Below are 18,900 nucleotides of genomic sequence, written 5' to 3'. Positions count from 1 at the left end.
GCTTTCACTGGCAAAAGGATGCGGCAAGGGTCGGCAGCGGTCCAGATCAAATCCTGCAACCGCTGCTCACTTTTCCGTCACTGGCAGGCCGTGCCCGGTTTAGCGCCAGAATTCCGGGATGGTTTCCGACAGTCTCGGGCCGAGGCGCAGCGGCGCGATCTTTTCGGCAAGTCCCGTCGCATCCGAGATCTCGACGCCTACGCCGCAGATGGTGGCGGGGCCGGTGGCGGCCTCCATGCGGCCTTTCGGCATCTTCGAGATGAAGCGGTTGAGCGGCTCTTCCTTGTCCATGCCGAGCGAACTGTCATAGTCGCCGCACATGCCGGCATCGGAGAGATAGGCGGTGCCGCCGTTCAGGATCTGGTGGTCGGCGGTGGGCACATGCGTGTGGGTGCCGACGACGAAGGAGGCGCGGCCATCGACGAAGTGGCCGAAGCACTGTTTCTCGCTGGTGGCTTCCGCATGGAAATCGAAGATGATCGCATCGGCCTGTTCCTTCAGCGGGCAGGCGTCGAGAATGGTCTCGGCCGCCTTGAAGGGGTCGTCGAGTTCCGGATGCATGAAGACGCGGCCCATGACGTTGGCAACCAGTACGCGGGCGCCGTTGCGGGCATAGAACAGGCCGGAGCCGCGGCCGGGTGTGCCCTGCGGATAGTTGGCGGGGCGCAGGAACTGGTCGTTGCGGCCGGCGAAAGCGACGGCTTCCTTCTGGTCCCAGACGTGGTTTCCCGTCGTCACCACGTCGGCGCCGGCATTGATGGTCTCGAGAAAGATGTCCTCGGTGATGCCGAAGCCGCCGGCGGCGTTTTCGCCGTTGACGACGACGAAGTCGAGCTTCAGGTCCGATATCAGGCCGGGAAGGCGATCCCACACCGCCGTGCGTCCCGTCTTGCCGACCATGTCACCCAAAAAAAGCAGTCGCATTGCTATCCAATCCAAGAGGCAAAAAAGCGCAGGCCGCTTTCTGTCAGGATGGCATCCAGGCTTACATCGTGCGGCTCGTCGGGCACATGTGCCACTTCCTGGCAGTCGAATGCAATGCCGATGAGTTTCGGATGCATGCCTTTTTGCCTCAAACGGTCGATCGCGCGGTCATAATGACCGGCGCCGTAGCCGATCCGGTGGCCGCGTGTGTCGAAGGCCGACAGCGGCACCAGCAAGATCTCGGGATCGAGTACCGGCGCGTCGGGGCCGGGACCTGATGTGCCGAAGCCGGTCGAGACCAGCGGCGCACCATCCACGAGTTCGCGAAAAGCGATGGTCTGGCGATCGAGAATGGCGGGGACGCAGAGCCTGGCGCCGCGTGCGCGAAACCGCGCCATCAGCGGGCGAAGGTCGGCTTCCGAGCGGATCGGCAGGAAGCCGGAGATGATCGTGCCGGGATCAAACGCGATGGCCTCGCCGGCGTGTTCGGCCATGGCAAGGCTCATCGCGGCCCTGGTCTCCAGGGGAATGGCATCTCTCAGCGCCAGCCTTTCGGCGCGCATCGTGGCCTTGATGTCTTTTGCGTTCATGGTGTCCGCCTTGCTCTCTTGGCGGGACAATAGAACGCCGGGCGCGCAATGCAACGCGCGTATGCAAAAGCAACGCGCGAATGCGACGTTCGGATGTCAGGCCGCCGGCTGTGTCGCGAGCGCGTGGATGGTTTCCTCGAAGAGCGGCAGTCCGCCCGGCTGCCAGCCGAGCGCCTGCAGCTTGGTCGTGTCCATCGGCGTGAGCAACGATTTGTCGGCGGCGACAGGCAGGCGGTTGGCGCAATCATGTTCCCAGCGGATCGGCTCGAGAATATCCCAGGTGTCGAGCGCGAGATCGGAGACGTTGAAAGTCTCGCCCGAGATGCGACCGGCATCGGCCTCGAGCATGACGCGCACGGCCTTGCCGACATCCTGGCCGTGCACTTCGGTGCCTGCCCGCGCCGGGATCGGCCGGCCGCTCAGGTAATCGCCGAACAGCTTGTCCCATTTGTTGGGGCGCAGATTGCCGTAGACGCCGGTGAGGCGCAGGCTGGCGGTCGCGAATCCGGGCGCGGCCAGATGCGCAAGGCTGCGTTCGGCGTCGAGCTTGGTCTGGCCGTAGAGCGTTTCCGGCTTTTCCTGTGTGGCTTCCGTCAGCGTGGTTCCCGGCGGATGCTCGCCATAGGCGGCACGGCTTGAGATGAAGATACAGCGGCGCGTGCCGGCGCGCTTGGCGGCCTCGAAGAGGCGCACGGTGCCGTCGAGATTGAAGCGCTTGAAGGTTTCGGGATCGTCGCCTTCGCCGCCGCGATATTTGCCAGGCGCGTGATGGAATGCGGCGTGCACGAAGAAATAGGCGTCGTCGAAGGCTTCGATATGGTCGTTTTCGGGATCGAGCGACAGCGGTGCGAAATCGACGGGGCGGGAGAAGGCGCGCGGCAGCGGGGCGTGGCGCCCACCGATGATGACCGAATATCCGGCTGCAAGCAGTTCCTCGACGATATAACGACCGACAAGTCCTGTTCCACCCGATACCAGTACCTTCATGCTGCCCCTTTCGGATTGGCCATGGCCGATATGTCCGGCACGTCCTTGCCCGTGTAGAATGCCTGCCAAAGGTCGATCAGCGGCCGCAGGCTTTCGGCCTTCGGATGATCTGTTTCCCATGGCTTTTCATACTGGTAGTGCAGGATGGAAATACTGTTCCAGTCCCAAAGCGCAGGCATGGTAAACCAGACATATTGTAGCATGTTGAAATAGACCGGTAGACCATGCCATTCTGGGAAAAACGCCTGCAAGAAGGTCTGGTCAGTGCGTTTCCACAGGATTTCCGGCTGGTCGAGTCGCTCCAGCATGGCGCTGAATGTGTCGCGCGAGGGCTTGGCGACGAAGACGCCGGAGTTCATGCGGTGAAAATCGGCGAGCGATTCGTAGACATTCGGGGCGGCGGAGAATTCGGGGTAGGCGAACAGCCGGTCGATGTTGCGCAGGACGATCGCATCGGCGTCGATGAAGACGCAGGTCGTGTATTCGGTCAGTTCCCAGAGGCGGAGCTTGCAGAAATTGTCGAGCGGCGAGTGGAACAGCGGCTTGCGGCCCTTGGTGAAGGGGGCGGCGGCGTGGAGTTGGCCGCGCGCGTGGCGGGTGTTGAAGGCGTCCGACAGCGGCAGGTGCTCGACGGGGAGGAGGCGGCATCCGAGGGTGCGCAAGGGGTCGAGGTCAGCTTCGGTGACGCCGCCGATGTGGAGGACGACGATGTCGGCGGTCGTGTGGGTCATGCGGAGCGAGCGGGCGAGCGCGGTGGCGCCCATGGCGTAATCGGCGTTGGTGACGAGGGTGACGTAGGCGTTGCGGGATGTCATCGTGCGAGGGTCTCGGGGCGGGACGTGATGTTGGCCTTCGCTTGTCGCTCAGGCCGCTCGGCATACCTCGCCCCCCTCATCGCCTCGCTGGCGCTCCGGCACTTCTCCCCGGTGGGGAGAAGAGGCAGGTGGCGAGCATCGCCGCCTATCGCAGGAACCGAACGCGTGATCTCTGTCGAGCGCGTGCCACGAGTCTCTTCTCCCCAGCGGGGAGAAGGTGCCGGCAGGCGGATGAGGGGGCTCACCGCTCTATGCTTCCCGTGTCTCGCCACCCCTCACGACACCGACTTCAATCGCTTGCCCTCGGGATCGTGGTTGATCGTCGGCGCGATATCCCTCGTCCAGGCCGACACCGCCGGCACGCGGCTGCGATCGACGCGATAGGCGAATTTCCTGGCGACATCGACGATTTCGCCCATCAGTCCCGTCTTCAGCGTGATCGGGTCGAGGCCGAGATTGCGGAACTTGTCGTTCTTCACGATCAGCTCGTTTTCCGGCGCTTCCTTTCGCGGATTGGGCAGCCAGGCGATCTCGGCGCCGGTCAGCTTTGCAATCATTTCGGCGAGGTCGCGGACGCGATGGGTTTCGGTCATCTGGTTGAAGATTTCGACGCGGGCGCCGCGCGTCGGCGGGTTCTTCAAGGCCAGCTCGATGCAGCGTACGGAGTCCTGGATGTGGATGAAGGCGCGGGTCTGGCCGCCGGTGCCGTGGACGGTCAGCGGATAGCCGATCGCCGCCTGAATCAGGAAGCGGTTCAGAACGGTGCCGTAGTCGCCGTCATAGTCGAAACGGTTGACCAGCTGCTCGTGACGGCGGGTCTGCTCGGTGTGGGTGCCCCAGACGATGCCCTGGTGCAGGTCGGTGATCCTGAGGCCGTCGTTCTTGGCGTAGAAATGGAAGAGCGTCTGATCCAGGCACTTGGTCATGTGGTAGATCGAGCCGGGATTGGCGGGGTAGAGGATTTCCTGGCTGACGGTTTCGCCACTCGTCGTCTCGATGCCGACCGGCAGATACCCTTCGGGGATGGCGGCACCGACCGTCGAATAGCCGTAGACGCCCATGGTGCCCAGGTGGATCAGGTGCGCGTCGAGCTGCAGTTCGACCAGCGCGTTCAAGAGATTATGGGTGGCGTTGATGTTGTTGTTGACGGTGTAGTTCTTGTGGCGGTCGCTCTTCATCGAATAGGGCGCGGCGCGCTGTTCGGCGAAGTGGATGATGGCGTCGGGCCGGTTTTCGGCGAGCCATTTCTTCAGAAGCTCGTAATCCCTCGCGAGATCGATCAGGTTGAAGTGGATACGACGGCCGGTCTCGGCATGCCAGATGCGGGTGCGCTCCTGGATCGAGTCCATCGGGGTCAGCGATTGCACGCCGAGTTCTGTGTCGATCCAGCGTCTCGAGAGGTTGTCGAGAATGTGAATATCGTGGCCGGCGTCCGACAGATGCAATGATGTTGGCCAGCCGATAAATCCATCTCCGCCCATCACCGCAATCTTCATGGTGTCGTCTCCTTGTTGGCCTTCGCTATCGAGGATTACTTAGAAAGCGTGACAATTGTTCAATGCTTGCAAGGCGGAATGTCTTCAGCCAAAGAGGGCGCGCGACTTTGGAGAAAATTATGGCGGACGGTGTGCATTCGATCTCTCATTCGATCTCGGGCGAACTGACGGAAGCGGGCCACCGCCTGCTGCAGCGAGTCTATTATGAGGACACCGATTTCTCCGGTCTGGTCTATCACGCCCGCTATCTGCACTTCCTCGAGCGCGGCCGCACCGACTATCTGCGCTGCCTTGGCGTCGAGCAGCGCGAGTTGATTACCGCCGATGAAGAGGGGCTGGTCTTCGTCGTCCATCGCATGGAGATCGATTTCAAGTCGCCGGCGCGCATGGACGATATCCTGACGGTGACGACACGCACCGAAAAGGCCGGCGGCGCCAAGATGGTGCTCGTGCAGGAGATCCGTCGCGACGAGACACTCCTGATCGCTGCCAAGGTGATCATCGCCGTCATCAACGCCAGCGGGCGGCCGCGGCGGCTGCCGGAGGGGTTGGCGAAGCAGATGATGATCGCGGTCTGACCTCGGCGGTTCGTTGAAAATTCGCGAGCAAGCTGCTATGTAGTCACCTGTGGTCACGCTGAGGTCCCGATGACGACAGTTACACTTCGCGATGCAAAGGCAACATTCTCCAGTCTCGTCGATGAAGCGATGAGCGGCGAGTTCGTGACGATTACTCGGCACGGAAAGCCGGTCGCCGCTATCGTTTCGCTTGAGGCGGCGGAGGAGGCGAAGAAGGCGCTTGCCAAGACGAAGCTCAATCTCGGCGAATATCTGATGTCATTTCCCGGCGGTCTCGACGATGACCTCGATCTGGATCGGAACATGTCCAGTATGCGTGATGCCGAGCTGTGACCGGTTACCTGCTCGATACCAACATCATCTCGCTGTTCGCGCCGGATCGGCCGGCGATTTCACCTGATATTCGGGATTGGATGTCTGAGCGAGGCGGCGAAGGCTCGCTCTATCTCTCAGCCATCACCATTGCGGAGATCCAGCGCGGGATCAAAAAGCTCGAACGCAAGGGTGCTGATGCGAGGGCTGCCAAGCTCGCGGAATGGCTTTCCGGATTGATCGGTCAGTTCGGTGAGCACGTTCTGCCTGTCGACGCGGATATTGCGATGGCGGCCGGTCAGATCGAGGAGCAGGCGGAGGCGAGGGGCCAGAGGCCGGGCTTGGCTGACGTGCTGATCGCGGCAACCGCTTCGGTGCGTAACCTGACGGTGGTCACGGCGAATGTTCGTCACTTCACGCCGTTGGGCGTGATCTTGCTCAGCCCTGACGACATGGCAGCTTCCTGAAAACGCTGCTTGCAAAAACATGACTTTCATGTGAAGGAATTGCCGCGCGCAAGGTTTGTGCTGTTTTGGTCATCGATCTGAGATCTGGCCAAGTATTCCAAGGGATCAACCTCTCGCCAATAGTCAGCCTTTTATGATCCGGCGCTAACGAACTATTAACGATAATAGTGTCTTACTCGGATTGTCAGAGTTTGTGCGGTGCACGCCTTCCTTTGACCAAATTTGACGGCAAGGAAGGCGGATAAGAGCTTGGAAGCTTGACCAGGGCTTTGGGCGGCGGCAGCCAGACATATCTTGCGAGATCTTTTTGTGCCGCCCGGTCAAGTGCCGGGCGTTTGGATTCGGGGATTTTGGATCAATGGAACAAGTAGGATTGGCAGCGGCTCACACGGACGTCAGTCTCTGGTCGCTCTTCATGCAGGCTGGCCTCGTCGTCAAGCTCGTCATGCTCGGTCTTATCGCAGCGTCCGTCTGGACCTGGGCGATCGTCATCGACAAGTATCTGGCCTTCGGCCGCGCCCGCCGGCAGTTCGACAAGTTCGAGCAGGTATTCTGGTCGGGCCAGTCGCTGGAAGAACTTTACCGCTCGCTGTCGGAGCGTAACAACACGGGCCTCGCCTCGATCTTCGTCGCCGCCATGCGCGAGTGGAAGAAGTCGTTCGAGCGCGGCGCACGTTCGCCGATCGGCCTGCAGATGCGTATCGACCGCGCCATGGACGTGACGCTTGCTCGCGAATCCGAAGGGCTCTCGGCCCGTCTCGGCTCGCTGGCGACGATCGGCTCTGCCGGCCCGTTCATCGGTCTGTTCGGTACCGTCGTCGGTATCATGACCTCGTTCCAGGCGATCGCCGGTTCGAAGTCGACCAACCTCGCCGTCGTTGCACCGGGTATCGCCGAAGCGCTGCTCGCAACCGCGATCGGCCTCGTCGCCGCTATCCCGGCGGTTATCGCCTACAACAAGTTCTCCGCCGATGCGGGCAAGCTCTCGGCACGCATGGAAGGCTTCGCGGATGAATTCTCCGCCATTCTTTCGCGCCAAATCGACGAGAAGCTGCAGCCGCGTCAGGCCGCGCAGTAATCCGACGGAAACGGAGAGAACGACATGGGTATGGGTGCTCCAAGCGGTGGCGGAGGCGGTGGAAACCGTCGGCGTCGTCGCGGTGGCCACAGAGGTGGCGCCATTTCCGAAATCAACGTGACGCCGCTGGTCGACGTCATGCTCGTGCTTTTGATCATCTTCATGGTCGCCGCTCCGATGATGACGGTCGGCGTGCCGATCGACCTGCCGGAAACGCAGGCCAAGGCGCTGAATTCCGAAACGCAGCCGATCACGATCTCCGTCAAGAACGACGGTACCGCGTTCCTGCAGGAAACGCCGATCCCGGTCGATGAAATCGCCGCCAAGCTCGAGGCGATCGCCACCACCGGCTACAATGAGCGCATCTTCGTTCGTGGCGACTCGGCCGCGCCTTACGGCGTGATCGCCGATGTCATGGCACGCATCCAGGGTGCGGGCTTCAAGAACATCGGTCTCGTCACCCAAGAGAAGAAGGGCCCGTAGTAGAGCTATGAAGGCCAGTATTGTCTCATCTGCTGTACTGCACTGTGCTCTGCTCGCCTGGGCGCTGATTTCGATCGGCTCCCCGTCGGAGTTCAAGGTCGAGGATTTCGAGGCCATGCCCGTCAACCTCGTGCCTGTCGAGGACCTGACGCAGTTGCAGCAGGGAGACAAGACGGCCAAGCCGAGCGACAAGCCGGCGCCGAAGCCGACCTCCAAGCCGACCAATGTGGCCAACGCCGAAAACATGGGCGAGAACAAGGTCGACCTGAAGACGCCGCCGATCCCGAACGCCAAGCCAAACAACAACGAGTCGGCCGCAGCCCCCAAGGCCTCCGAAAAGCCGCTTCCGGAAAATGATCCCGTGCCCAACGAGGTGAAGGACATCATGAAGGAAGATACGGCGGTGGAGCCGAGCCAGGTCGCGTCGATCACGCCGCCGAAGCCGGAAATCGCGCCGACGCCTCCTAAGGCTGAAGAGAAGCCGCAGGACATGCCCGAGCCGCCGAAGCCGGATGCGGAAGCATTGCCGGACAAGGTGCCGACACCCGTAATCAAGCCGCAGCCGAAGCCGCCGGAACAGAAGCCGGCCGAAAAGCCCGCGGAGAAGAAGACGGAAGACAAGGCGCAGACCGACGAAAAGCCGTCTGACAAGAAGAAGTCCGACAAGAAGCAGGAAAAGGCCAAAGCCTCTTCCGCGCAGAAGAGCGACTTCAACGCCGATGACATCGCCGCACTCTTGAACAAGCAAGATCCGTCGAATGGCGGCGCCAAGAGCTCGACCGAGGTTGCCTCGCTCGGCGCCAAGAAGGCGACCGGCGGCTCCAAGCTGTCGATGAGCGAAATGGATGCGCTGCGCAGCGCGATCGCCGGCAACTGGTCGGTCATTCCCGGCATGGAAGGCGCCAGCGAAGTCCGCATCAGGGTTCACATGAAGCTCGACCCTGACGGCAACATCATTGGCGCTCCCGAAGTGGAAGCCATCGGCGGCACCAACGAATCGACCCGTATGGCGCTCGCCAGCGGTGCCAAGCGCGCCGTCATGAAGTCGTCGCCGTTCACCAATCTGCCGAAAGACAAATACGACGCCTGGGGCGAAGTCATCGTCAATTTCGACCCCAGCGATCTAGCCCTTTAAAATGCTGAAAGGCTTGTCCTCTATGACCAAGTGTTCCCTTTTTCGCGCCCTGATGGTCGCCGTTGGCATGATGACCACCGCGGTCATCGCCACGCCGGCGCATGCGCTTGTCGAAATCAACATCAACAAGGGCAATGTCGAGCCCCTGCCGATCGCGATCACCGACTTCCTGCAGGGCGACATGGGCGCCCAGGTCTCGCAGGTTATCGCCGCGGATCTGCAGCGCTCGGGCCTGTTCAAGCCGATCGCCAAGAATGCCTTCATTGAGAAGATCTCCAACCCGGATGCCGCTCCGCGCTTCGAGGACTGGAAGGTCATCAACGCGCAGGCGCTGGTCACCGGCCGCGTCACGCAGGAGGCCGATGGCCGTCTTCGCGCCGAGTTCCGCCTCTGGGACACGTTTGCCGGCAGCCAGATGACCGGCCAGCAGTTCTACACGCAGCCTGAGAACTGGCGCCGCGTGGCCCACATCATCGCCGACGCGATCTACAAGCAGATCACCGGTGAAGAAGGCTACTTCGATACCCGCGTCGTCTTCGTGTCCGAATCTGGCAGCAAGCAGGAGCGCAAGCGCCAGCTCGCCATCATGGACCAGGACGGCTTCAACGTGCGCATGCTCACCAATGGCAGCGACCTCGTTCTGACCCCGCGCTTCTCGCCGAACCGTCAGGAAGTCACCTACATGTCGTTCGCCAACCAGCAGCCGCGCGTCTACCTGCTGCAGCTGGAAACCGGACAGCGTGAAGTGGTCGGCAACTTCCCGGGCATGACGTTTTCGCCGCGCTTCTCGCCTGACGGCCAGAAGGTGGTGATGAGCCTGCAGCAGGAAGGCAACGCCAATATCTACACGATGGACCTGCGTTCGCGCACCACGACGCGCCTGACGTCCACGGCCGCGATCGATACCTCGCCGTCCTATTCGCCAGACGGTAGCCAGATCGTGTTCGAAAGTGACCGCGGCGGTCGCCAGCAGCTCTACAAGATGAGCGCCGATGGTTCCGGCCAGACGCGTATCTCCTTCGGCGACGGTTCCTACTCCACGCCGGTCTGGTCTCCGCGCGGCGATCTGATCGCCTTTACCAAGCAGTCGGGCGGCAAGTTCTCGATCGGCGTGATGAAGCCTGATGGTTCGGGCGAGCGCATCTTGACCACGGGCTTCCACAATGAGGGCCCGACCTGGGCGCCGAACGGCCGCGTCATCATGTTCTTCCGCCAGGCGGCGGGGGCAGGTGGCCCACAGCTCTATTCGATCGATCTGAGCGGTTACAACGAGCAGATGATCAAGACCCCCGCATACGCTTCCGACCCGGCCTGGTCGCCGCTTCTGGAGTAGGGAAGTCCGCATGCCTGCCTTCTTGTCGCCTCAAAAATCTACGAATGGGGCGACAGAGGGCCAAATCAACCATTCGTTAACCATAGTTCTTGAAAGCCGATTAACCGAGAACGGTTACAGTCCGGCAACCTTAATCAAGTCGCAAGGAGACCGGCCATGAGCCGAATTCATACCCCGGCAATGAGCCGCATGCAGAACTTCGCCCGCAACCCGGTCATGATCGCGCTCGTCGCCGGTCTGGCACTTGCTGGCTGCGCCAACAAGAAGAACATGGCCAACAGCGCCGGTGACCTCGGCCTCGGTGCCGGTGCCGCAACGCCGGGTTCGGCCCAGGACTTCACCGTCAACGTTGGCGACCGCATCTTCTTCGACACCGACTCGACCTCGGTCCGCGCCGACGCTGCCCAGACGCTCGATCGTCAGGCTCAGTGGCTCGGCCGCTATCCGAAGTACGCAATCACGATCGAAGGTCATGCCGACGAACGCGGCACGCGCGAATACAACCTCGCTCTCGGCGCTCGCCGTGCGGCTGCCACCAAGGACTACCTCGCTTCGCGCGGCGTTCCGGCTCAGCGCATGAAGACGATCTCCTACGGCAAGGAACGCCCGGTTGCCGTTTGCGACGACATCTCCTGCTGGTCGCAGAACCGCCGCGCCGTTACCGTTCTCGGTGGCGCTGGCATGTAATTGCCGATCCGGCGATAAAAAGCCGGGTTTTATTACAAATTGGAAAGGCGGCTCCATCGCGGGCCGCCTTTTCTTTTTGAACACACTTTGGCCGAACTCCGTTGCTTTTTGAAAGCAATTGGAAAAATCTCCTGTTCGTGCCATCGAGGCGCGAAGAATCACTGGGACAGGACGAACCAAATGAAGAAATTTGTCGTGGCGGGCATGCTCTGCCTCGCAACGGTGGCCGGGGTTGGCCAATCGGCGAACGCGTCGTCGCTATTCGGATTGCATTTCGGAAACAAGACGGCCAGCCAGGCACCGGCGCAGGCGCCCGTCGTCAACGTGCAGGCCGGCGGCGCGGAAGTGCGCATCCAGCAGCTCGAAGATCAGCTTCGCCAGCTGAACGGCCGCATCGAGGAAATGAGCTTCCAACTGCTGCAGATGCAGGAAACCATCCGCAAGGCACAGGAAGACAATGAATTCCGCTTCCAGGAACTGGAAAAGAGCGGCGGCGGTGGCGGCAGCGCCGGTGGTGCATCCAAGCCGATGAAGAAGAGCGAAGCCGATATCCCGGCTTCCAACCAGACGGCCCAAGGCCAGCAAATGGGCCAGGGAATGAGCCAGGGACAGGGCGGTGGCGACGATGTCGCCCGCGCCATCCAGACCTCGAGGGCACCCGAAACGTCGCCCTCGACCGACGTTCCTGAGAACACCGGTCTCGGCCAGCCGCCACAGCAGCTGGGCTCCATGCAGTTCGACCAGAACGGCAATCCGATCGGTGGCTCGGTCAATCCGGGCGCCGAAGTCGGCTCCAGCCCGCTGCCGCCGGTCGGTGCAGCCGGCTCGCAGACGGCGTCTCTCGGCAGCGAGGCCGATCAGTACAAGGCTGCTTACGGCCATGTTCTTTCGGGTGACTATTCGACCGCCGAAAAGGAATTCAACGCCTATATCGGCCAGTATCCGAACAGCGCGCGCGCGGCGGACGCCAATTTCTGGCTTGGCGAAGCGCTCTATTCGCAGGGCAAGTTCAACGAATCGGCCAAGACTTTCCTCAACGCGCACCAGAAGTACGGCACGTCGGAAAAGGCGCCGGAAATGCTTCTGAAGCTCGGCATGTCGCTGGCCGCACTCGACAATACGGAAACCGCCTGCGCAACGCTGCGCGAAGTACCGAAGCGTTATCCCAAGGCTTCCCGCGCCGTCATATCCAAGGTCGCGAGCGAACAGAAGCGTCTCTCCTGCTAAGGCTTTCCGGTCTTGCGCCCGGACGGCATCCTCTCTCCAGAGACGGCGACACGCCGCTTTCTCTCCTCGCTTGACCAGCCCTCGCGCATTCTCGTCGCGATTTCGGGCGGCAGCGATTCCACGGGCCTGCTGATTGCGCTCCATGATGCGCTGAAGGCCGAGCCCAATCCCCAAATTTCCCTCTGCGCCGCGACCGTCGACCACGCGCTGCGTCCGCAATCGGCCGATGAAGCGCGCGATGTCGCTGCGCTCTGCCGATCGCTCGATATTCCCCATGTCATCAAGGTCTGGCAGGGCGCGAAGCCGAAGGCCGGCATCATGGCGGCGGCGCGCGACGCCCGCTACGGGCTGCTCGCCGAGGCGGCGCTCGAACTCGGCGCTGACATTATTGTGACCGGCCACACGCTCGACGATCAGCGCGAGACATTTGCCATGCGCGGCCAACGCTCGGCCGCCACCACGACCGGGATCGCCGATCTGGTGCTTTTCGACCGCCGCATCTGGATCGCGCGGCCGCTGCTGTCTTCGCTGCGGGCGGATATCCGCTCGATGCTGGAGCTGCGCGGTATCGGGTGGAGCGATGATCCGAGCAACGAGGATGTAAAATACGAGCGGGTGCGCACGCGCCAGGCATTGGCGGGCGAGGGGATCTCGGTCGGCGAGATCGAGGCGATGACGGCCTCGCGGATGGCGCTCGACGAGGCTGCGGCTGGGTGGGTCGATGCGCATGTCGATGTGCATGAGGGCATGCTGGTGCGAGTTGGTGTTGCGGGGCTTTCTGTTGATCGGGCGGTGCTCGGGCATGGGCTTGCGCGGCTGGCGGCGGTGACAGGCGGGCAGGCGTTTGCGCTTGGGGCGGAGCAGATTGGCGCGGTGCTCGGCCTCATCGAGGCGGGCCGGCCGGGCCGGATGACTGCCGGGCGGGTGGTGTTCGATCTCAGGCGCGATGGGCTGTATCTGGCGCGGGAGACGCGGGGGCTGGTGCCGATTGCAATTGGCCCCGGCGAGCATGGCGTTTGGGACGGGCGGTATATGGTGGCGAATGGTTCCGGCGTTGAGGTGACGGTGATGGCTGCGAATGCCTCACACTCCCTCATTCCTGTGCCCAAGCTTCGCTCGGGCGATGTCACTGGAATCCAGCAACGGCGCGTCGGCGCCGTAAGAGACTCTTTTGTGCCCAAGGACTTGGGCACGCTGGATTCCTGTGACAAGCACAGGAATGAGGGTGGAGAGGGGCGAGGCGCCGAGGCAGCGGGAGAGCAGGGGAGCGCCGGGTTACCCGACGAAGCTGGCTATAAGAAACGCGCTACTTTGCCGCTGGAAAACCTCCCCAAAAGCACGCTCGCCCGAGCCCGTGCGGCGCAACCGCACATCCTTGCCGCCGACCTGTCGCCCGATCTCGCCGACATGCTCGACGTCGTGCCGTATTTCGCGCCCTTCGACCGTTTTTTGACACGATTGGACGTCAAGTTCGCGACCAGCCTCGCGGCAGCCTTTGGAACACGCCCCTATCCAAAACCGCCTTTAGGTCTTATTGACGGAAAAACCATCTAACTGATGGGTTTGCCTTGGCAACCGCCTGACGCAATCCTATGTTAGAGACCGAATAAAGCGGTCGCCATGAGGCGGTCGTTCCAGTGCTGGGGAGTTCGATGAACCCTAACTTACGTAATTTCGCCTTGTGGGCAATCATAGCGCTTTTGCTGATTGCCCTCTTCAGTATGTTCCAGACGTCGCCGGCGCAGACCAGCTCCCGCGATATCCCTTATTCGCAGTTTCTGCGTGAAGTGGATGCGGGCCGCGTCAAGGAAGTCGTCGTCACGGGTAACCGCGTCTCCGGCAGCTATGTTGAAAATGGCACCACCTTCCAAACCTATACGCCTGTGGTCGACGACAATCTGCTCGATCGCCTGCAGACCAAGAATGTTCTCGTTTCGGCACGTCCCGAAACCGACGGTTCTTCCGGTTTCCTGAGCTATCTCGGCACCTTGCTGCCGATGCTTCTCATCCTCGGCGTCTGGCTGTTCTTCATGCGGCAGATGCAGGGCGGTTCGCGCGGCGCGATGGGCTTCGGCAAGTCGAAGGCAAAGCTGCTCACCGAAGCGCATGGCCGCGTCACGTTTGATGACGTCGCCGGCGTTGACGAAGCCAAGCAGGACCTCGAGGAAATCGTTGAATTCCTGCGCGATCCGCAGAAGTTCCAGCGTCTCGGCGGCAAGATTCCGCGCGGCGTTCTTCTGGTCGGCCCTCCCGGTACCGGTAAGACGCTGCTCGCACGCTCCGTCGCAGGCGAAGCAAACGTTCCGTTCTTCACGATCTCGGGTTCCGACTTCGTCGAAATGTTCGTCGGTGTCGGCGCAAGCCGCGTCCGCGACATGTTCGAGCAGGCCAAGAAGAACGCGCCCTGCATCATCTTCATCGACGAAATCGACGCCGTCGGTCGCCATCGTGGCGCCGGTCTCGGCGGCGGTAACGACGAACGCGAGCAGACGCTGAACCAGCTGCTCGTCGAGATGGACGGCTTCGAAGCAAACGAAGGCATCATCCTGATCGCGGCGACCAACCGTCCCGACGTTCTCGATCCGGCGCTGCTGCGTCCGGGCCGTTTCGACCGCCAGGTCGTCGTCCCGAACCCCGATATCGTCGGCCGCGAGCGTATCCTCAAGGTTCACGCCCGCAACGTGCCGCTGGCACCGAATGTCGATCTCAAGGTTCTGGCTCGCGGTACGCCCGGCTTCTCGGGTGCCGATCTGATGAACCTCGTCAACGAAGCTGCCCTGATGGCCGCGCGTCGCAACAAGCGCGTCGTCACCATGCAGGAATTCGAAGACGCCAAGGACAAGATCATGATGGGCGCCGAACGCCGCTCGTCCGCCATGACCGAAGCCGAAAAGAAGCTGACCGCCTACCACGAAGCCGGCCACGCCATCACGGCGCTCAAGGTTCCGGTGGCCGATCCGCTGCACAAGGCGACGATCATTCCGCGCGGCCGTGCACTCGGCATGGTCATGCAGCTTCCCGAGGGCGACCGCTACTCGATGAGCTACAAGTGGATGGTCTCGCGCCTCGTCATCATGATGGGCGGCCGTGTTGCGGAAGAACTGACCTTCGGCAAGGAGAACATCACATCGGGCGCATCGTCCGACATCGAGCAGGCCACCAAGCTTGCCCGTGCGATGGTCACCCAGTGGGGCTTCTCCGACAAGCTCGGCCAGGTTTCCTATGGTGAAAACCAGCAGGAAGTCTTCCTCGGCCACTCGGTTTCGCAGTCGAAGAACGTGTCCGAAGCGACGGCCATGACCATCGATTCGGAAGTTCGCAAGCTGATCGACGAAGCCTACGCCGAAGCGCGCCGCATCCTGACCGACGACCACGACGCGTTCGTGGCCATCGCCGAAGGCCTGCTCGAATACGAGACGCTGACGGGCGAAGAGATCAAGGCGTTGATTCGCGGTGAAAAGCCGTCGCGTGATCTCGGTGACGATACGCCTCCGAGCCGTGGCTCGGCCGTGCCGAAGACCGGCACGCGTCCTGCCAAGGGCGATGAGGCCGAAGGCGGCATGGAGCCGCAACCACACTGATTTTCTTTGGAAATCATGAGAAGGCCGGACACCCGAGATGGTGTCCGGCCTTTTTCGTTGGTAACGGGATATAATCGATTTTCTCGTTAATTGACGTGATGGTTGCCGCGTTTTGTGGCATTCCGCTGACATAAGGTGGCCTCAATGAAGGCCTCTCTGGCGAGGGAACACGCGCAGGCGTGCAATTGCAGACACGACGATGCGCAGCGTAACGCGCGCTCAAGGCACAGGGGTGCATATGAAAAGACGCTATTTCGGCACTGATGGTATTCGCGGTCAGTCCAATGTGTTTCCGATGACGCCGGATCTCGCGATGCGGGTCGGTATCGCGGCGGGCACGATCTTCCGCCGCGGCAACCACCGCCACCGGGTCGTTATCGGCAAGGACACCCGTCTTTCCGGCTACATGCTCGAAAACGCCATGGTCGCGGGCTTCACCGCCGCCGGCCTCGACGCCTTCGTTCTCGGCCCGATCCCGACGCCTGCCGTCGCCATGCTGACGCGCTCGCTGCGCGCCGATATCGGCGTGATGATCTCCGCCTCGCACAACCCTTACGAAGACAACGGCATCAAGCTCTTCGGTCCCGATGGCTACAAGCTCTCCGATGATCTGGAAATGCAGATCGAGGATCTGCTTGAGAAGGACATGAGCGCGCAGCTCGCCAAGTCCGACGATATCGGCCGCGCCAAGCGCGTCGATGGTGTTCATGACCGCTATATCGAGCATGCCAAGCGCACGCTGCCGCGCGACGTGACGCTGCAGGGTCTCAGGATCGCCATCGATTGCGCTAACGGCGCCGCCTACAAGGTGGCACCGGCCGTGCTCTGGGAACTGGGCGCCGACGTCGTTGTCATCGGCAACGAGCCGAATGGTACCAACATCAACCTCAACTGCGGCTCCACCAGCCCGGTGGCTCTGCAGAAGAAGGTAGACGAAGTGCGCGCCGATATCGGCATCGCGCTCGATGGCGACGCCGACCGCGTCATCATCGTCGACGAGAACGGCGCGATCGTCGATGGCGACCAGCTGATGGCGGTCATTGCCGAAAGCTATGCCGAAAGCCAGCAGCTGCGCGGCGATGGCATCGTCGCCACCGTCATGTCCAATCTCGGGCTGGAGCGCTTCCTGCAGGGCAAGGGGCTTGGCCTGGTGCGCACGGCTGTCGGCGACCGCTATGTGGTCGAGCACATGCGCAACAACAATTACAATGTTGGCGGCGAGCAGTCCGGCCATATCGTGCTGTCTGATTACGGCACGACCGGCGATGGCCTCGTGGCCGCGCTGCAGATCCTGGTCGCGGTCAAGCGCACCGGCAAGACGGTCAGCGAAATCTGCCGCCGTTTCGAGCCTGTGCCGCAGCTGCTGCGCAACGTGCGCTATTCCGGCGGCAAGCCGCTGGAAGACCTGCATGTGCAGCAGGCGATCGCCGATGCCGAAGCCGAGCTTGCCAAGAGCGGCCGTCTGGTCATCCGTCCGTCCGGCACCGAGCCGCTCATCCGCGTGATGGCTGAGGGCGACGATCGCAGCCAGATCGAGCGCATCGTCAACGACCTGATCGGCACGATCTCAAGCGTGCGCACGGCCGCCTGACACTGGTCAGGCACCTTCCACAAGCTTCCAATGCCCAGCCTTTGGCTGGGCATTCTTATTTGTACATCGCGATTTTGTCAGATCACGTCTCGACGCATGAGCTCGAGAAGCGCTGGTGTCGTGATGGCACCGTCTTCGAAGAAGTCGAGCAGCCTCGATGCGGCTGCACAGCCCTGAAGGCTGTCGGGCCCGAACTTCTGCTCCCTGCACCAAAGCGACAGGGCCTCGAAAACGGGCGATAAATCTTCTTCGAACGAAATAGCTCTATTGAGCTTCGACATGGGCGCACCTCCATAAAGGGGCGGAAGCGCTTAGTAACTCCCAAGCGGTCATTGCCTTTAAAGTCCTGACCGACGATGCACCCTACGCGCTTATGGCCAGAACCGCTATTAACTTTGTTAAGTCGGGCGCTTTTTATTAGCGTGGCAGCGACGCGCGGGTGGTGCTCTCCGCAGGCTTTGACCGCGTCCACCTGATGCGTGCTTCAGTATTAAAATTCGAACGATATCAGTGGTTTGCCAGTGCCTTTGAGTAAAAGGCGATGTTTGACAATTACAGTTAAGCAGCGCTTAACGTTTCCACTTCATTATCCTTACCGAAACGTATTCAACTGGCGGAGCTCGATCCTGCCAGGCGTCGAACCTTGGAGTGGGATCCATGAAGAGAAGCTTGTCTGGCGTCTTCGCCGCATTGCTCATTACCTCGAATGCTTATGCCGCGGACCTCATGCCCGCCGAACCGATCGCCGCTCCCGAGGTCACTGTGACCGAAGCGACCGGCTGGTATCTGCGCGGCGATGTCGGCTACGGCTTCAACGACCTGCGTGGCGCGAAATACTTCCAGGGCAGCAATGCCAGCGAAGTCGATTTCGACCGCTCCGATCTCGATGACGCCTGGACCATCGGCGGCGGTGTCGGTTACCAGGTCAACAACTACTTCCGCACCGACCTGACGCTCGATTATCTCGGCAAGTCCGACTTCCATGGTTCGACCAGCGGCTCCTGCGGTGTGTCGGGCGCCTGCACCTCAACTGACCTCTCCTCCCTGACCGCATGGTCGCTGATGGCAAACGCCTATGTCGATCTCGGCACCTACGGCTACGTCACGCCTTACGTCGGCGCCGGTATCGGCGGCACCTATGTCAAGTGGAAGGACCTCAACAACACGTCCTGCGATTCCAGCGGCAGCGGCCTCGGTTGCGATCCCACCTTCATCCACGGCGGCAAGGGCGGCTGGCGCTTCAGCTACGGTCTGATGGCGGGTGCGTCGATCGACGTCACCTGCAACGTCAAGGCCGACGTCGGCTACCGCTTCCTGCACGTCAACGGCGGCGACATGTTCGGCTACAACGAAGGCGGCGGCCCGGGCCGCGACAAGGGCTTCAACGTTCACGAAGCACGCGTCGGCGCTCGCTACCTGTTCGGCGGTTGCCAGACGGCGTCCTACGAGCCGGCCCCGGAAATTCCGCTGCAGCAGCCGGTCTACAAGTAAGGGCCTGTATTCAAACGAGACATTGTCTCCAGATCTTGGAAAGCCGTCCCTCGGGGCGGCTTTTCTCGTTTCCCGCCGCGTCGCTCCTGCGTCAAAAAATCCTCCGGGCGCGACATTTGTAAGTT

19 protein-coding genes are annotated in these 18,900 nt (G+C 61.8%); 13 read left to right on the top strand and 6 right to left on the bottom strand.

Going from position 1 to position 18,900, the window contains the following annotated elements; translation table 11 throughout:
- Positions 1-99: 99 nt before the first annotated feature.
- The 5 genes from ACCD05_RS26710 to ACCD05_RS26690 form a co-directional block, all read right to left on the bottom strand.
- On the bottom strand, positions 100-924 hold the full coding sequence (locus ACCD05_RS26710; protein ID WP_026283224.1) for a TIGR00282 family metallophosphoesterase: 825 nt from the start codon (positions 922-924) through the stop codon (positions 100-102).
- A gap of 2 nt (positions 925-926) precedes the next feature.
- Complete coding sequence (locus tag ACCD05_RS26705) at positions 927-1,514, bottom strand: 5-formyltetrahydrofolate cyclo-ligase (RefSeq protein WP_413396530.1); 588 nt, start codon at positions 1,512-1,514, stop codon at positions 927-929.
- A 96-nt stretch (positions 1,515-1,610) separates the two neighbouring features.
- Positions 1,611-2,501 carry an NAD-dependent epimerase/dehydratase family protein gene (locus ACCD05_RS26700; RefSeq protein ID WP_413396528.1) on the bottom strand — a complete coding sequence of 297 codons (891 nt, stop codon included), beginning with the start codon at positions 2,499-2,501 and terminating at the stop codon, positions 1,611-1,613.
- Positions 2,498-3,316 (bottom strand): glycosyltransferase, encoded by an 819-nt coding sequence (locus ACCD05_RS26695; protein ID WP_413396526.1) that lies wholly within the window; start codon positions 3,314-3,316, stop codon positions 2,498-2,500. Before ACCD05_RS26695 ends, ACCD05_RS26700 begins: the two co-directional genes overlap by 4 nt.
- A gap of 275 nt (positions 3,317-3,591) precedes the next feature.
- A complete protein-coding gene (locus ACCD05_RS26690) occupies positions 3,592-4,812 on the bottom strand; it encodes an NAD-dependent epimerase/dehydratase family protein (RefSeq protein ID WP_413396524.1) in 1,221 nt (406 codons plus the stop codon).
- A gap of 119 nt (positions 4,813-4,931) precedes the next feature.
- On the opposite strand from ACCD05_RS26690, the gene ybgC reads away from it, so the two are divergent.
- The 12 genes from ybgC to glmM all read left to right on the top strand — a co-directional run bounded on the left by ybgC (position 4,932) and on the right by glmM (position 17,284).
- Complete coding sequence (gene ybgC / locus ACCD05_RS26685) at positions 4,932-5,390, top strand: tol-pal system-associated acyl-CoA thioesterase (protein WP_413396522.1); 459 nt, start codon at positions 4,932-4,934, stop codon at positions 5,388-5,390.
- A gap of 69 nt (positions 5,391-5,459) precedes the next feature.
- Positions 5,460-5,723 carry a type II toxin-antitoxin system prevent-host-death family antitoxin gene (locus ACCD05_RS26680; protein WP_112980019.1) on the top strand — a complete coding sequence of 88 codons (264 nt, stop codon included), beginning with the start codon at positions 5,460-5,462 and terminating at the stop codon, positions 5,721-5,723.
- On the top strand, positions 5,720-6,169 hold the full coding sequence (locus tag ACCD05_RS26675; RefSeq protein ID WP_112980018.1) for a type II toxin-antitoxin system VapC family toxin: 450 nt from the start codon (positions 5,720-5,722) through the stop codon (positions 6,167-6,169). The genes ACCD05_RS26680 and ACCD05_RS26675 overlap by 4 nt, the downstream gene beginning before the upstream one ends.
- Positions 6,170-6,527: 358 nt before the next feature.
- Positions 6,528-7,247, top strand: coding sequence for a protein TolQ (gene tolQ / locus ACCD05_RS26670; RefSeq protein ID WP_026283222.1), 720 nt, complete (start codon positions 6,528-6,530; stop codon positions 7,245-7,247).
- A 24-nt stretch (positions 7,248-7,271) separates the two neighbouring features.
- Complete coding sequence (gene tolR / locus ACCD05_RS26665) at positions 7,272-7,730, top strand: protein TolR (protein WP_413396519.1); 459 nt, start codon at positions 7,272-7,274, stop codon at positions 7,728-7,730.
- A gap of 7 nt (positions 7,731-7,737) precedes the next feature.
- Positions 7,738-8,865, top strand: coding sequence for a cell envelope integrity protein TolA (locus ACCD05_RS26660; protein WP_047509331.1), 1,128 nt, complete (start codon positions 7,738-7,740; stop codon positions 8,863-8,865).
- A 22-nt stretch (positions 8,866-8,887) separates the two neighbouring features.
- A complete protein-coding gene (gene tolB / locus ACCD05_RS26655) occupies positions 8,888-10,198 on the top strand; it encodes a Tol-Pal system beta propeller repeat protein TolB (RefSeq protein WP_112944936.1) in 1,311 nt (436 codons plus the stop codon).
- Positions 10,199-10,354: 156 nt separating this feature from the next.
- A complete protein-coding gene (gene pal, locus ACCD05_RS26650) occupies positions 10,355-10,885 on the top strand; it encodes a peptidoglycan-associated lipoprotein Pal (RefSeq protein ID WP_026283220.1) in 531 nt (176 codons plus the stop codon).
- A gap of 180 nt (positions 10,886-11,065) precedes the next feature.
- A complete protein-coding gene (gene ybgF / locus ACCD05_RS26645) occupies positions 11,066-12,112 on the top strand; it encodes a tol-pal system protein YbgF (protein ID WP_413396517.1) in 1,047 nt (348 codons plus the stop codon).
- Positions 12,113-12,124: 12 nt separating this feature from the next.
- Positions 12,125-13,666: a tRNA lysidine(34) synthetase TilS gene (tilS, locus tag ACCD05_RS26640; RefSeq protein ID WP_413396515.1), complete on the top strand. Its 1,542-nt coding sequence runs from the start codon at positions 12,125-12,127 to the stop codon at positions 13,664-13,666.
- Between the two features lie 98 nt (positions 13,667-13,764).
- Positions 13,765-15,693, top strand: coding sequence for an ATP-dependent zinc metalloprotease FtsH (ftsH, locus tag ACCD05_RS26635; protein WP_026283219.1), 1,929 nt, complete (start codon positions 13,765-13,767; stop codon positions 15,691-15,693).
- 238 nt (positions 15,694-15,931) lie between these two features.
- Positions 15,932-17,284 carry a phosphoglucosamine mutase gene (gene glmM / locus ACCD05_RS26630; RefSeq protein ID WP_111563291.1) on the top strand — a complete coding sequence of 451 codons (1,353 nt, stop codon included), beginning with the start codon at positions 15,932-15,934 and terminating at the stop codon, positions 17,282-17,284.
- Between the two features lie 77 nt (positions 17,285-17,361).
- On the opposite strand, the gene ACCD05_RS26625 is transcribed toward glmM, so the two are convergent.
- Positions 17,362-17,565 (bottom strand): hypothetical protein, encoded by a 204-nt coding sequence (locus tag ACCD05_RS26625; RefSeq protein ID WP_289729836.1) that lies wholly within the window; start codon positions 17,563-17,565, stop codon positions 17,362-17,364.
- 376 nt (positions 17,566-17,941) lie between these two features.
- On the opposite strand from ACCD05_RS26625, the gene ACCD05_RS26620 reads away from it, so the two are divergent.
- Positions 17,942-18,775 (top strand): outer membrane protein, encoded by an 834-nt coding sequence (locus tag ACCD05_RS26620; RefSeq protein ID WP_413396512.1) that lies wholly within the window; start codon positions 17,942-17,944, stop codon positions 18,773-18,775.
- Positions 18,776-18,900 lie beyond the last annotated feature (125 nt).

The sequence above is a fragment of the Rhizobium sp. Rhizsp42 genome, assembly GCF_047304155.1.
GTDB lineage: Bacteria > Pseudomonadota > Alphaproteobacteria > Rhizobiales > Rhizobiaceae > Rhizobium.
Note: the sequence above shows the minus strand (reverse complement) of the source record. Positions and strands in the feature narration are given on the sequence as shown.

Bases quoted from the DNA above. Each gene is read 5' to 3' on its own strand.
- ACCD05_RS26690 (WP_413396524.1), bottom strand. From the start codon at position 4,812: ATGAAGATTGCGGTGATGGGCGGAGATGGATTTATCGGCTGGCCAACA.
- ACCD05_RS26700 (WP_413396528.1), bottom strand. From the start codon at position 2,501: ATGAAGGTACTGGTATCGGGTGGAACAGGACTTGTCGGTCGTTATATC.
- ACCD05_RS26620 (WP_413396512.1), top strand. From the start codon at position 17,942: ATGAAGAGAAGCTTGTCTGGCGTCTTCGCCGCATTGCTCATTACCTCG.
- ACCD05_RS26680 (WP_112980019.1), top strand. From the start codon at position 5,460: ATGACGACAGTTACACTTCGCGATGCAAAGGCAACATTCTCCAGTCTC.
- ACCD05_RS26705 (WP_413396530.1), bottom strand. From the start codon at position 1,514: ATGAACGCAAAAGACATCAAGGCCACGATGCGCGCCGAAAGGCTGGCG.
- ybgC (WP_413396522.1), top strand. From the start codon at position 4,932: ATGGCGGACGGTGTGCATTCGATCTCTCATTCGATCTCGGGCGAACTG.
- ACCD05_RS26710 (WP_026283224.1), bottom strand. From the start codon at position 924: ATGCGACTGCTTTTTTTGGGTGACATGGTCGGCAAGACGGGACGCACG.
- tolB (WP_112944936.1), top strand. From the start codon at position 8,888: ATGACCAAGTGTTCCCTTTTTCGCGCCCTGATGGTCGCCGTTGGCATG.
- tolR (WP_413396519.1), top strand. From the start codon at position 7,272: ATGGGTATGGGTGCTCCAAGCGGTGGCGGAGGCGGTGGAAACCGTCGG.
- ybgF (WP_413396517.1), top strand. From the start codon at position 11,066: ATGAAGAAATTTGTCGTGGCGGGCATGCTCTGCCTCGCAACGGTGGCC.
- glmM (WP_111563291.1), top strand. From the start codon at position 15,932: ATGAAAAGACGCTATTTCGGCACTGATGGTATTCGCGGTCAGTCCAAT.
- ACCD05_RS26625 (WP_289729836.1), bottom strand. From the start codon at position 17,565: ATGTCGAAGCTCAATAGAGCTATTTCGTTCGAAGAAGATTTATCGCCC.
- ftsH (WP_026283219.1), top strand. From the start codon at position 13,765: ATGAACCCTAACTTACGTAATTTCGCCTTGTGGGCAATCATAGCGCTT.
- ACCD05_RS26695 (WP_413396526.1), bottom strand. From the start codon at position 3,316: ATGACATCCCGCAACGCCTACGTCACCCTCGTCACCAACGCCGATTAC.
- ACCD05_RS26660 (WP_047509331.1), top strand. From the start codon at position 7,738: ATGAAGGCCAGTATTGTCTCATCTGCTGTACTGCACTGTGCTCTGCTC.
- pal (WP_026283220.1), top strand. From the start codon at position 10,355: ATGAGCCGAATTCATACCCCGGCAATGAGCCGCATGCAGAACTTCGCC.
- tolQ (WP_026283222.1), top strand. From the start codon at position 6,528: ATGGAACAAGTAGGATTGGCAGCGGCTCACACGGACGTCAGTCTCTGG.